Here is a 14,166-nt window from a genome sequence, read left to right on the forward strand (position 1 = left end):
CCTCTTTCCAGGCTTCTATTCGATATATAAAGGTAGTAAAATGGTGAATTTCGTTCCTGAATTAGGATAACTCTTCACATGGATATCTCCGTTATTCTCTTTAATTAGCCTATACGATAACGTAAGTCCCAAACCGACTCCCTTTTCTTTATTTGTGAAAAAAGGTTCGAAAATATGGTTCAGTTCCTCCTGTTTCATCCCTTTTCCTGTATCGGATATGGTAATCCGCCCTGTCTTTTCGTTCTCTTTATCAATGGTGATATTAATGGTCTTTTCCTTTGTTTCTTCAACGGCATGAATCGAATTCAACACCAAGTTAAGAAGTACTTGTTGAATTTGTTGTAAATCTATATAAAAAATAAGGTCCTCCTCAATCGTCTGCTCGAAATTTATTTGGTTTTTTTCCATTGTCACCTTATGAAAAGCAAGTAATGATATAAGTTCATGAGCGTGACAATTGGTGATATTTGGAGGGCGCGGACGTGCATATTCAATTAAATCGGTAACAATCGCATTCAAACGATTAACTTCTGTAGGCAAGTGTTCCATTAGAACTTGTCGGAATTGAGGATTATCATATTTACTCGGAAGTAAATCAATGAATGTTTTTATCGATGTCAAAGGATTCCTTATTTCATGTGCGACGCCTGCAACGAGTTGACCAAGAGCGTGCAGCTTTTCTTGTGTGACCAATTTTTTCTCCAATGTTTTCTTTTCCGTCTCATCACTCATGGAAAGCAAATATCCGGTTTGTATATCTTCAGAATTGAACATCTTATGCATCGAATATGAAATCATCTTCTGTTCATTTTCCTCATTAAGTACCAAGATCCGAAAAGAACCCGTGCGATTATTCTCCCTTTGTTCTTGATGTAAAGCTTCGAAATTCTTCATTAATTGTGAATGATTCATAAGATTCAGAATCATTTCCTTGGAAATGTTGAGAATGTCCGATGCCTTTGCATTGCAGCTGGTAATCACGAAATCGAGATTGAATGTGATGATTCCATTATTGATATTGTTTAAGATTTGATCTTTGAATGCTTCAGCGTTAGCGATGTTTTGCCTTTGTTTCTCTAAATCCTTATTTAATAAATGTAATTTTAACGTCTGGTTATGAACGGATTTTTTTAGCTTTTGATTCCATATGTAAATGAATAGTAGGATAAGGGCTACTGCAGTTAAGCTGATAATCAACCAGAATATGAATTGCTCCAGCCTAGCAATTTTTTGATTGGATTGTGGCATGACCCATTTATCAATTATCCCATTGATATTCCGGTTTGCTTTAAGTTCTGTCAGTGTATTATCCATCATGAAAAGAAGCGATTGATTCCCTTTTTTTACTGCAATCGTATAATCCGCCGGTTCAATGACTTCATCAAGAATGATGTAATTCTTTTCTTGGCGGAATTTTTTTAAATAGAAATCAGCAGTCCATTTGTTTCCGATGAATACATCTGCACGGTTGTTCAATAATGTTAAAATACCCGAGTATTGATTCGAAACGGTCGTTAAATTTGTATTCCTCATATTGAGAAAAGTACTGATTACTGGAGTGTTATGGTCAAGGACAACATGTGAATCACGTAGATCCGTTAACGTATGAATTTCCTGTTTCCTTTTACTAGGAATGATTATTGATTGGGACATTGTAAAATAGGATTGAGTGAAATCAAGTCGGTAATCTTTTTCGGTATTATAGGTACTTCCAACAATGGCATCAATTGTTCCGTTACTCAAGGCTTTTTCGGCTTCTTCCATCCTCATCGGAATATATTTGAAATCTACGCCATTATATTTTGCTATTTCCTCCATTAAATCAATATTGATGCCTGTCAGCTCACCAGCTTCATTTTCAAATGAAAATGGAGGAAGAGCACTTTCTCCAGCAATTATAAAAGTCTTTTGTTCAGCAAAAACAGCGGGAGACCAAAGCGTTTGAACATAGACTATCATGCAAAATATACTTAGTTTAAACAGCTGCTTTTTAATTAAGAGCCCTCCTTCTGTGTCTAAATCCTTGCAGTCAGTGTTTCTCGGCTAAAACACCATGATAATATACTTCTCCAATAAGGGCTTGAACCCTTTAAAATGCAAAGAATTCTTGACACAATCTAACAATTTCCTACAAAAAGTTGTGTTATTCTGTCTTAACAAATAAATTTAACCCCAGCAACCTTTGCTGGGGTTTAGGTTAGAGATAGACTTCTTATTTTAAATTAGAAGAAGAGCCAGTTTGCTTTTTTTAAAAATCCAGTTGATTTCAGAATTTCGCTCCCTTTCCGCCGCCTGTCTGCCAAGCCTCCTCGAAGCAAGCGTCTGTTTAGACTCTGCTAGCCAGTTATTCGGGCAGGAGTGTCGCATATTTCTTCAATCTAATGGGGGTTTCATTCTAAAAAAATGAAGGATAAACATGTCTTTCTTTAAAATCATGGTTGGCATTGAGACACTTCGGAACATATAGATACATTGGCATTTTTATGTTAAAGTAATTTCAATTTCAAGGCTTATTAACATTTGCCGTAACGCTCCAAGAAGATAAGCTGAGTGGGCAGTGGTCGCATTTTCATTTGTCAGCCATTTTCCTAAATCGAAATTTCAAAAAAAGCCCAATTTCCCAGTATTAAATTGAGAAATTGGGCTTTTTTGTTACTCGATAAAAGAACCCTATAATGGAATAACACATTATTTTCATTACTTAGTTTCTTTAAGGATCATTACTTTTTTTCTTATCGAATATACTAATCCTTTAATCCCTTTCCATTGAGAATATTCTGCATACATTTTTCAACTCTTGACTCTCGAGTTTTAGATTGTTTCGGTTGAGAAAAATGAAGAATGTATGCTCTTTGCCGTCCCGGGGTCAATGCTTCAAAAGCCGTTTTCAAGGCAGGGATTTCATCGAATTTGTTTTGAAGCTCATCAGGAATTATGAATTCTTCGTTCTTTTTAAAATTCACTTCCAAACCGGCTTTTTCAACTTCAATGGCCTCATGAATATAGGCTTTCAGAATGGTTTCCGTTGCAACTATTTCTTGAAGATTGGTGAACCGAATCTGGCGCGCCCCCTGTACATTCTCCGTTTGTTGGATTAGAATCCCATGGGTATCCTTTAACAAGGCACCTTTGTGAAACAGAAGCGCACAATATTCTTTAAATCCATGTATTAAAACGATGTTTTTTTTCTCAAACGTGTAACAAGGATGCATCCACTTAAATTCTTCGGTCAGCCCACAGTCAAGAACGATATTTCTCAGCGTCTCATATTCTTCCTTCCACTTTTTAGCTTTACCTAAAAATTCATCAACCTTAGGATTCATTCTACTATTTGACATCACGGAACACTCCTCTTTCCGAGCAGTTTGCTTTTCTTATGCGTTAGCTAAAAACTAAAAAACAGGTTCAGAGATTTGATCTTACATTTCCTCTAACAATTTATTAAGATCTTCGCCCATTTTCGCCCAACCATATTTCGCACCATTGAACGCTTGATCTTCTTTTTCGAATCCTGATTGTTCAAGATGTAAATAGGTTGTTCCATCCTCGTGCTTTAATGTCCATGTGACTGTAGTGTTTATCCCGCTACCTACCCAAGTGTAAGATAATCTATAAGGCTCCTCAACTTCAAGAACTTCGGAATCGATAACTAAATTCCACTGTTCATTCCGGAACTGAAATTTATGTCCGACGACAGGTTTAATATCATTAGCCATTACCCACTTCGCAAGAGTATTTGCATCCGTTAAGGCGAGCCATACCTTCTCGATTGGGCTCTTAAAATTAAAATCTTGTGATACTGTTAAATTCATCTTTTGTTCCTCCTCTAATATTTGGTTTAAAAGCAGCATTCTTTCACTCCAGAATTTCCTGTAAAACGATACCCAATCCTCAATTTCCCTCAACGGGGCAGCATTCAGCCGATAACGCGTTTCCCTGCCGATCTTTCTGCTGATTACGAGACCAGCCTCTTTAAGGATTGTCAAATGCTTTGAAACCGCAGTACGGCCCATTTCAAAATGTATAGTCAACTCATTGAGTGGCAATTCTTCCACGTCCGCCAACAAACGTAGCAATTTACGTCTTGTTGGGTCAGCGATGGCTGCATAAATATCACGCTCTTGATTTTTCTCGTTCAAAATCACCCCCCCTTTTAATTGGACACCGATTGGTGTCTTTTATTATATGACACCAATCGGTGTCCTGTCAATTTTAGTATTGACACATGGTATTTGTTTTATTCTCCTATCATCAAGTATATAGGTTCCTTATTTTCTAGTTGTTCAAAAGATTAAGCTTCAACCTTATTAGATCCTTTTACAACTAAATTTCCCTGTTTGATACAGTACATTTGTTAAGAAACTAACACTTATACATAAATAACCAATTGTTAGCCGCTTTTTTTGCAAAAGATCAGAATCGAAAACGGGCATCCTAAAAAACTTCGTAAGCTTGGAAGTAAGCAGCGATATATCCTCATTGATAAGCAAAGTGGAAAGAATTTAACCGGCCTCAATATCAGGCAATGCTCTTAATCATTCGCGAGGGCGGAGGTTTATTATTCCTTGATTCACTAGACAAATTGGGCAGAGATTATGATCGTATCATTCGAGAAAGGAAGTATATCCCCCGATATTCGAAAGCAGATATGAGACACATTTGATAGGAGGAAATCCAGAGGGTGAGGGTGATACGGGGGAATTAATGGTGGACAAATTTTAAATTCTGCTTTCATATTGATTGGATCGGGTGTGCGAGACTCCTGCGGGAAAAGCGTGTCCAAGGAGACCCCGTAGGCGCAAGAGCGCCGAGGGGGCTCCCGGACCGCCCGCGGAAAGCGAGTGCCTGAAGAGGAAATCAATTACAAACCCTCGATATAATAAATTATTTGTCTATTTCAAGACTTTTAACATTTGACGTAATGCTCCAAGATGATAAGCTGAGTGGGCAATGGTCGCATTTACATTTGTCAGCCATTTTCCTAAATCGATTGTATCGATTTCTTTGAAAAGAGTTACATATTCCTTATGTAATCCCTCCCTTATTTCCGCCCATTTCACCTCATCAACTTGAGCAATGGTCCAGCTTGCGTCCCAGTCTTTTTCAAAGTCTGTGCCACTAATCATTGTTCGGATTACCCATAAATAATACCGTGTGTGGTCTGAGTGAGCAGCAATGGTTGATCCATTTATGGAACGTGAAGCGTCTTCTGCGGTTAAACCATCAAGTGTCCCAAAAATCCCTGTATTCGGTCTTGAATCAGTATAATAGCTCCCATCATTTCCCGGTCCTTCAAACGTTTCTTTCAAAAGCATTTTTATCGAACTTTTCAACGTCTCGCTCATCTCAAATCCCCCCAATTAATTTAATCGACTTCATTACTTTATAATACACTAAGACAAATCTATAATCGTTTATTTTTGTTAAATTAATCCAAAATTCCAGAAATTTAAAGATTTACTCTAGGTATGGATTTTCCTTTTACTTTTAGTGCAGTTATGAACCTTAAATGGAATTTAACGCTGCTCTAAACGTGAAAAAAAAAATAAAAAGGAACGGCCTTCAGTTTGTAGACAAAAGGACTTCGGAATTAATAAATTCAAAGAGAAGTCACTGGCAGCCTCAATTTTACGAACTAAATGGTTAGCTGGCATCAGTTGATATAAAGTAATCACTTCCAGTTGACTAGCTGAATGGAATAATGTTTAGAAAGCATCCTCATCACCTCAAGTATTAGTAATTCCATTTTTAACAATGAAGACTTTAGGCAAAATGGTTCTATCTAAAAGTTTAAAACAAAGTTGATTGGAGCGGGTGTGCGAGACTTCTGCGGGAAAAGCTAGTCCAGGGGAGATCCCGTAGGCGCAAAGGCGCCGAGAAGGCTCACGGACCGCCCGCGGAAAGCGAGTGCCTGGAGAGGAAATCAGCGTTCAAATTGTAAAAACCGTAAAAAAAACTGTCGACAAACTCGAATTTTATCGAGTTTGTCGACAGTTTGAAGGCCATTCCTTAAATAAAAAGGAACGGCCTAAAATATTTATCTGTCTGAAAATGCTAAGTCTAAAGTTTTAGTAGCTTTTCAATCGCTCCTCCAGGGACACAATTCTAAACTTTAACTCTTGATTCGAGTCTAAGCCCCCTATTACAATTTGATTATCTTCCGTAATGGTGACATATCTGAAGGTTTCTTCGCCGTGAATCTTTATTTTTGTCTCCAATGTCGTTTCCATTTTTGCAAAAACTTGATCTGTGTATGTAAGCGGAAGAAGATCATCTAATCCTTCTTCAGGGCTGCCGAGCCACTTAAACATGAAATCTTTCAATGAATATTGTTCAATCATCGATAAATGATTTTTAAAAATTAATTTGTCAATTGTTATCTCTTTCAACTTAACCACTCCTCAATAGTATCTAAAGTTTATATGGATAAACTCATAACATCAAGGGCATTCCAATGACAAACCATTACAATTTGATTACTTGCTGACTAAATAAACCCTTTTCTTCGAAAAATGGAGTTATGTTACCTTGAAAATAAATTGGAGAATGATTTTTTTTTAGAATACGACTAGGATTAACATGTAGAGGGATTATTTTCTGAGATTTGCACGTTTTGGTATGGATGATTATCCGTGAAACAAGGATGTTCATTTCAGTCGAAAACAGCCTCCATTTGCTTATGAAATGAAGGCTGTTTTTCTTATATGAAAAATGTATAAACTACTTTCAGTTAAAGCCATTAAATTATAATTCTTGTTTTCCTTTAACACCATTTATCGAATAGCTGATTTTAATGTTGGCATTTAATGAGTGATATACTGAACAGTACGTATTTTTGGATAATTGAATTGCACGGACCACTTTATCTTCAGGCAGATCACCCTCTAATAAATAGTGAATATGAAAATCGGTAAACCGTTTAGGATGATTTTCCGATCGTGCCCCTTCTATTTCTATTTGAAAGGCCTTTGTTTCAAATCGCATTTTTTTTAATATCATTACAATATCAATACCTGTGCACCCAGCAAGAGAATGTAAAAGTAACTCCGTGGGTCTGGCTCCGCTATTTTTTCCTCCTGCTTCTTCGGCAGCATCCATCTTAATTTCATGTCCCGACGGAGTTGTGCCAGAAAATGCCAGTTCCCCTGTCCATGTAATCATTGTCTTCATATATTTCAATTCCTCCCTTTCTTGTTGTTTTGTTCTGTTCTAAAAATAGTCCGTATTTCCATTTAACGTAAATGCATATCATTTTATTATTTAAAAATATTTCCCCAATGGGGTCAGTGCGTAAATATACAGTGCACTGGGCTTCTGGATTTCTTATACTCTAACTTTTGATGACTTTCCATACCTTATATTCTTCCCACAATACCTAATTAGTTAGTCATACTGTAAAATTTGAACATTGCCTTAAGGCACTCGCTTTCCATGGGTGGTCTTGCGCCCAGTGCGCCTCTGGACGCGCCCTTCCCGCAGGAGTCTCGAACACTGGTTCCAATCGACTTTGTATTAAATTTTAGATTGAAACACTCAAAAAAACATTCCAGGTGATTTAAGAAATCCGCTACCTTTCCGCTGACTGCCTGCCAAGCCTTCTCGACGCAAGCCTCTGTGGGGTCTCGGCTAGCCAGCTTTTCGGCAGGAGTGTCGCAAATTTCTTCAATCTATTCAGGGGTTCATCCATATATTTATGTGTAAAAACAAGATGGATAACTAAGTTTACCTATAGAACATGGTTGTGAGAGCTTTTCGAACCGCCATTTTTGGAAATAATGGTTTTAAAATTTCGATAGAAACAGTTTAAGCTTGCAAAATGAAAGACATCATTTCTTCAATTACCAAGCAGTTTTATAGTTTCCTTCTCCACTCAAAGGAGTTTTATAACTATTATTTTCCCCATCTTGCCATGTGATATTGCCATTTTCATCTTTTAGGACGAACTTGAATTCATAAAATCGATTTTCGGCTAATAGAAATGTTCCACTCCAGCTGCCTTCTGTGCTTTGAGTGAGTTTATATTCGTAATCCTCAGGATTCCATCTGCCTATTTCTCCTCTATCCCCAATTAAGTAAACTCCATGTGTGGCAGGTACATTTTCAACTGTGAATGTAACTGGAATGGACATGCCTTTCAATTTATCAGCCAACATCCTGAACTCATTTGTTGGATTTCCTTCATCGTCGAATAAATAGGACATCCTTAGCAAGGTAAATCCCTCAAAATCATGGTTAAAAACCATTTCTGCTATATTGTCAAAGCCCGCTTCATTGTTGATCAGCGGGAGTGCATTTTCCCCGTTTAATGAAATTCCTTTTTCGTTAGCCAAAGAAGCAATATGGGTCACCAACGTCTTAGGAGCGCTATATGAAGGCGCAGTATGTGCATCTTGATCTCCCATTTCCAAACAGGTGAACGTGAGGGCCATCTTCGATTTTTTAAATTGATTCAATAATTGGGAGTAGTTATAATACCCTGCACTATACTCTGCTGAATGCGGCAGTACTGGATCATTCATTTTCCAATGGACTCCTGAGATTTTAGCTCCAATTGGAACGCCAAAGACTTCATCAAAATGTTTATGGGCAAATTTAGAGATTTTTGCAAGATGCTTTTCGAGTGCACCTTGATACCACTGCATAAAGTCGTATCCAAATTGAGTGTCGATTGCTCCGCCCCTGGTGAAAAATTCATCCCCATTTCCTGGCGGCTGAACCTCTTTCCAGTTTTTATACGTTTTGCCCCAGGCAGCATTTAATTTTTTTATTGTTGAATATTTTTCTCTCATGTTAAGCCTGAAATCACGTTTCGCTCCTTCTGTATAAGCTTGGAGCTGTCCCCTTTCAGGATATTCCCAGCCATCAGCATTTTGATAGGAGGGGTATCTTAGTTCCCCAGCTGGCCCTGCACTTAAATATATTTTAGCTATTAAATCCTTCTTATCAGCAAAGTTCACTGCAAAGGATTTATACAATTCGTTGTACTGATCGGCTGTACCTTCCCACCAAGGAGCAAGTACTTCCTTATTCCAGAAACCACTTTCACTCTTGAATGCCATGTTTTCTAGAGTGTCTTTATTCCAGAGCCAACTCGGGATGGGATAGTTGCAATCATCCCCCACATTACCGCCGCATTGATGTGTAGACAAAATGGGCACCCATTTTAAACCGGAAGCCTTCACGGTTTCCGCGTATTTTTTATAATAAGTCCAATCAAACTGATTATCTTTTTTACTCTCGACTAATCCCCACCAAATATCTGTCGTTATTGCATATACTCCATTTTCCTTCAACTGGGTTAACTGTGCTTCAAATGCCTCCCAATCTGTTATTTCACCCAATGGGGCCATTACATAAAGCTTGTAATCTGGTTTTACTTCTGCTATTCCAGGTGTATTTGATAAAGGAACAAAATACAGCATAAAGGTAAAAACGCCAACAGATAATTTGTTCATAAAACGCCAACCTTCCCTATAACTTTATTCATTTTTTCATCGAATTCGCTTACATTCATTCGTTTTAATAAAGGAATCCCTATACTAGAAAGTATATTGCCTTTGGAAATATTTATCAATTATTCTGCCAGGGAAATTTAGTTCAAAACACCGCAAAGAAAAAATGGATAGTCTAAGAGACTATCCAGCAGACTGTAGACAAACTCAATGAAAATCGAGTCTGTCTTTAGTTTTTTTATGGTTTGTGCAATGAATGTTGCCTCCAGGCACTCGCTTTCTGCGGGCGGTCCGGGAGCCTCCTCGGCGCCTTTGCGCGGGGTCTCCCCTGGACGTGCTTAGCCCGCAGGAGTCTCGAACACCCGATCCAATCAACTTGTTTTAACTTTTAGATAGAACCCTTTTGTCTACAAGATGGATAGTCTAAGAGACTATCCATCGCAGCTGGTTATAAAACGATATAAACATTATCATCTTCTATTTCAACATTGAATGTCCTTACGCAACCATTATCAGGTTTTTGGACTTCTCCATTCTTGACACTGATTTTCCAGTCATGCATCGGGCAAAAGACGTGATCACCACTTACAATGCCTTCCACTAGAACCCCACCTTTATGTGGGCAACGATTTTCAATGGCCCGGAATTCACCATTTGCCAAATGAAAAAGTGCAATTTCATGAGAGCCTATGGTTACTGTTTTCCCCAGGTTTTTTGGCATCTCATTTACTGTTGAAACCTTTATCTTTTGAAGAGTTTTCCCCATTTAGGCTGCCCCCATATTCATTTATTTGATATAGCTGGAATTTTCACTTTTTGGAATAAACCGGTTTGGATTGCATTGCTCTCAATGATTTCTTTCCACGGTTCTTGCAATACGGATAAGGCCTCATCCAAGCGTTGATTAAGCTCCATCCTTTTTTGCTTATCACCAATAATCGCCTTAATGGTATCGAACCCTACACGCTCAACCCAGACAGATGTTCTTTCTAAATAATTGGCAGTCTCTCGATAATGTTGGATGTATGCACCCGTAATTTCAATTACCTCATCACTTGTTTTCACTTTGCATAATAATTCAGCAGCTCTTAAATGGGTTCCGCCGTTGCCGCCAATATAAATTTCCCATGCACCGTCCACTCCGACAACACCAAGATCTTTGATACCGGATTCAGCACAATTACGAGGACATGCCGACACAGCCATCTTAACCTTATGCGGTGTGCCTACACGTTCAAATTTCTTCTCCAGGGCAACGCCCAGCCCAATTGAATCTTGGGTGCCAAAGCGGCAAAAGTTTTCACCGACGCATGTTTTCACAGTTCGAAGGGTTTTTCCATAAGCATATCCAGAAGGCATATCCAGGTCAGCCCATACTTTTGGAAGGTCTTCTTTTTCAACGCCGAACAAATCTATTCTTTGCCCGCCTGTAACCTTAAGTAACTTAACATTATACTTATCGGCAACATTTGCTATTTTCCGTAATTGATCAGGATTAGTGACGCCTCCATACATTCTTGGCACAACGGAAAATGTACCATCCTTTTGAATATTTGCATGTAGCCTTTCATTGACATAGCGGGATTCTTTTTCATCTTCATATTCAACAGGATGGATCATGCCTAAGTAATAGTTCAGTGCCGGTTTACACTTCGAGCAACCATCACTTGTATTCCAGCCGAGAACATTCATGACTTCCCGAGTATGGGTCAGATTTTTTTCGCGTATTTCAGCAACAACCTCATCTCTGGATAATGTGGTGCACGTGCATATGGATTCCTTCTGGTTTGACTTACTGAATTCAGCGCCTAATGTCAGCCCGAGAATATCACCGACTAACGGCTTACACCCTCCGCATGATCTCGAAGCACTTGTGCAGCCTTTTACTTCCTCAATACTTGTTAACCCATTAGATTCGATAGCCGTCATAATATCGCCCTTGGTTACTCCATTACAACCACAGATGATTTCCTCATTTGACATCGCAGTGACAAGACTAACACTAGTTTCACTCGTTCCAGCGTTTAAATATTCGGAAACCTCGGCATTTTTATTGATCATGCTCAATAGGTTATTGCTTTCCTTTGTATCCCCGAATAATACCGCACCAGATATTTTTCCATTTCGAATCATTACTTTTTTGTAAGTGCCATTCCATTCATTAAATTCCTTGATTGATTTAGCTTGTTCATCCTCGAAAATTTCTCCAGCCGAAAATACATCAACACCAGATATTTTTAACTTAGTAGACAGCACTGAACCCTCGTAAGCTTTGTCTTCGAGGCCGCAAATCCTTTTGGCCAATACTTTGCCCTGTTCATATAGGGGAGCGACCAAACCATATACCATTTCACGGTGTTCCGCACATTCACCGACTGCAAAAATATTCGGGATTCTTGTCTCCATATAATCGTTCACGATAATTCCTCGATTGACAGGGATGCCGCAATCTTGGGCCATAGCAACATTTGGCTTAATCCCAACGGCCATGACCACTAAATCGGCGCTGATTTCCTCGCCATCACTAAAGCGCAATCCTTTGACATCAATTTCACCTAAAACCTCCTGAGTCTGTTTCCCAAGATAAAAATTCATCCCCTGGCTTTCAAGTTCCCTTTGCAGCATTTTTCCTGCTGCTGGATCTAACTGTCTATCCATCAAATATTCCGAAAGGTGAATAACATCTACCTGCATACCTAGATTCAAAAGACCCCTGGCTGCTTCAAGACCCAGTAATCCTCCACCAATGACAGCAGCCTTTTTGTTGTTTTTTGAATATTCGATCATTTTTTCACAGTCTTCAATATTTCGAAATGCTGTCACTCCTTTTTTATCAGCTCCGTTTATCGGTAAAATGAATGGGATTGATCCGGTAGCTAAAATTAATCGATCATATGCGACTTCACGATTTGCATCTGAATATATGATTTGCTTAGTGGTGTCGATGTTCGTGACAGTTTCACCTGAAAAAAGTGTAATATTGTTTTCTTTGTACCAGTTCCAATCATTTATTGTTATATCATCTATCGTCGTAGCCCCTTGCAATACATTCGATAGTTGGATTCGATCATAATTCGGATGCGGCTCACTTCCGAAGACAGTCACCTCAAACCTTTCCGGTTGAATTTTCAAAATTTCTTCTATACATCTTACTCCAGCCATACCATTCCCAATGAGTGCCAATTTCTGCTTAGCCATGTTTTGTCCTCCAATAAGATTTTTTTGAAAGGATGATATGATTGATTATAGGTGACGTCACTTTTTATCGCCACAAGTGTGTAATGAAATCTTACATAGTTTTTAAAAATTAATAATTAATGTTAGTTTTTATTACAAATATTCAGAAAATTAGGATATAATATCCTTATTGATCTAGCATAAATCCAAAATGAGGTGATTTTCATCGTCCAGCAAAAAGAAACTTATTTAGACAGAAAAGTAATTTCCATAGGGGTTGTCAGAGAATTAACCGGACTATCCGATAGACAAATCCGTTACTATGAAGAAAGAAAACTCGTTTTCCCCGAAAGATCTAAGGGGGGTAACCGTAAATACTCTTTTTCCGACGTTAAGGCATTAGTGGAAATTGCCGATAAAATAGAGGATGGAGTGCAAACCAATGAAATTAGGCAGGAAAAATTAAAAGAGAACAGAAAAATTGAACAGGAAAAAATGCGAAAAAAAATGCTGCAGGGCCAATTAAATGCACACTTTGGCCTACGCAATTGATTTTCGCTAAGCAACCGCAATTATAAGCCGATTCACTACATACCGTAACTATGCATATTTCAAACTTCGATTAGCCAGGTAACAAATTCACTTTACATCTATAAAAACTGGACATGATGACTTTCATGTCCAGTTTTTATTTTCACTACAGTAAAAGTTTTTGGGCTAATCATTCCTCTTCTAAGCGAACTCCTTATCTTTTGTCTTCTCTGAAAACCATGATAGCTTCTCGGATAATTTCACCACTTCTCCTATTACAATCATTGCGGGATTGGCAACCTGCTCTCTTGTAATAATCCCCACTATTGAGTCGATTGTTCCTGTAAAAGTTCGTTGAAAACCTGTCGTTCCTTGTTCAATGACAGCGATGGCGGTTTCAGGCTTCTTTCCGCAGGATTGTAATTGTTTACAGATATATGGCAGGTTTTTAATACCCATATAAATTGCAATGGTGTCAACACCATGTGCCAAATGATGCCAATTGATGTTATCAGGTTTGCCGGTCACGCAGTGTCCCGTGACAATTGCGAAGGAACTCCCCCGTTCCCTGTGAGTCACGGGAATTCCAGCATAAGCTGGCGCAGCGATTCCAGACGTGATTCCAGGAACTATTTCAAATTGAATTCCGTGCTTTACTAGTACTTCTGCTTCCTCACCGCCTCGTCCAAAGATGAAAGGATCTCCCCCTTTTAGACGAACAATCGTTTTTCCCTCCATTGATTTACTAATTAACAATTGGTGAATGTCCTCTTGAGGGACATAATGTTTACCAGGCGCTTTACCGCAATAAATATATTCAGCTTCAGGTTTACCGTATAAAAGCAATTCACGATTTACCAATCGATCATACAAGATGACATCCGCTTCCGCGATGCATTTGATTGCCTTGACAGTAATTAAGTCCGGATCACCAGGTCCGGCACCAACAATATAGACCTTACCTTTTTGCATCCTTTTTCCCCTTTTGTTGTTTAGTCATGAAAGC

At 38.5% G+C, this 14,166-nt stretch carries 11 protein-coding genes and 1 pseudogene; 1 reads left to right on the forward strand and 11 read right to left on the reverse strand.

All coding sequences use genetic code 11. The features are described 5' to 3' along the window. Positions 1-15: 15 nt before the first annotated feature. From ACYP5M_RS03845 to nirB, 10 genes and pseudogenes are all read right to left on the reverse strand, one after another. Entirely contained in the window at positions 16-1,959 is a 1,944-nt protein-coding gene (locus ACYP5M_RS03845; protein WP_434166952.1) for a transporter substrate-binding domain-containing protein, read from the reverse strand. A 785-nt stretch (positions 1,960-2,744) separates the two neighbouring features. Continuing rightward, complete coding sequence (locus ACYP5M_RS03850) at positions 2,745-3,338, reverse strand: YdeI/OmpD-associated family protein (protein WP_427574229.1); 594 nt, start codon at positions 3,336-3,338, stop codon at positions 2,745-2,747. 81 nt (positions 3,339-3,419) lie between these two features. Next, positions 3,420-3,812, reverse strand: coding sequence for an SRPBCC family protein (locus ACYP5M_RS03855; protein ID WP_230176014.1), 393 nt, complete (start codon positions 3,810-3,812; stop codon positions 3,420-3,422). After that, positions 3,813-4,139: pseudogene (locus ACYP5M_RS03860) on the reverse strand (ArsR/SmtB family transcription factor); the annotation flags it as partial. Positions 4,140-4,892: 753 nt separating this feature from the next. Beyond that, positions 4,893-5,345: a hypothetical protein gene (locus ACYP5M_RS03865; RefSeq protein WP_434166953.1), complete on the reverse strand. Its 453-nt coding sequence runs from the start codon at positions 5,343-5,345 to the stop codon at positions 4,893-4,895. Positions 5,346-6,068: 723 nt separating this feature from the next. After that, a complete protein-coding gene (locus ACYP5M_RS03870; protein ID WP_063593579.1) occupies positions 6,069-6,389 on the reverse strand; it encodes a hypothetical protein in 321 nt (106 codons plus the stop codon). A gap of 355 nt (positions 6,390-6,744) precedes the next feature. Continuing rightward, entirely contained in the window at positions 6,745-7,170 is a 426-nt protein-coding gene (locus ACYP5M_RS03875) for an OsmC family protein (protein ID WP_101222189.1), read from the reverse strand. Positions 7,171-7,838: 668 nt separating this feature from the next. Beyond that, positions 7,839-9,455: a family 14 glycosylhydrolase gene (locus tag ACYP5M_RS03880; protein ID WP_459734676.1), complete on the reverse strand. Its 1,617-nt coding sequence runs from the start codon at positions 9,453-9,455 to the stop codon at positions 7,839-7,841. 445 nt (positions 9,456-9,900) lie between these two features. Next, entirely contained in the window at positions 9,901-10,218 is a 318-nt protein-coding gene (gene nirD, locus ACYP5M_RS03885) for a nitrite reductase small subunit NirD (protein WP_101222192.1), read from the reverse strand. Positions 10,219-10,235: 17 nt separating this feature from the next. After that, positions 10,236-12,650, reverse strand: coding sequence for a nitrite reductase large subunit NirB (gene nirB / locus ACYP5M_RS03890; protein ID WP_459734677.1), 2,415 nt, complete (start codon positions 12,648-12,650; stop codon positions 10,236-10,238). A 204-nt stretch (positions 12,651-12,854) separates the two neighbouring features. On the opposite strand from nirB, the gene ACYP5M_RS03895 reads away from it, so the two are divergent. Beyond that, a complete protein-coding gene (locus ACYP5M_RS03895; protein ID WP_101222264.1) occupies positions 12,855-13,181 on the forward strand; it encodes a MerR family transcriptional regulator in 327 nt (108 codons plus the stop codon). A 180-nt stretch (positions 13,182-13,361) separates the two neighbouring features. Here ACYP5M_RS03895 and cobA read toward each other — a convergent pair whose 3' ends face one another. After that, complete coding sequence (cobA, locus tag ACYP5M_RS03900; protein ID WP_459734678.1) at positions 13,362-14,132, reverse strand: uroporphyrinogen-III C-methyltransferase; 771 nt, start codon at positions 14,130-14,132, stop codon at positions 13,362-13,364. Positions 14,133-14,166 lie beyond the last annotated feature (34 nt).

The sequence above is a fragment of the Peribacillus sp. N1 genome (assembly GCF_054600815.1).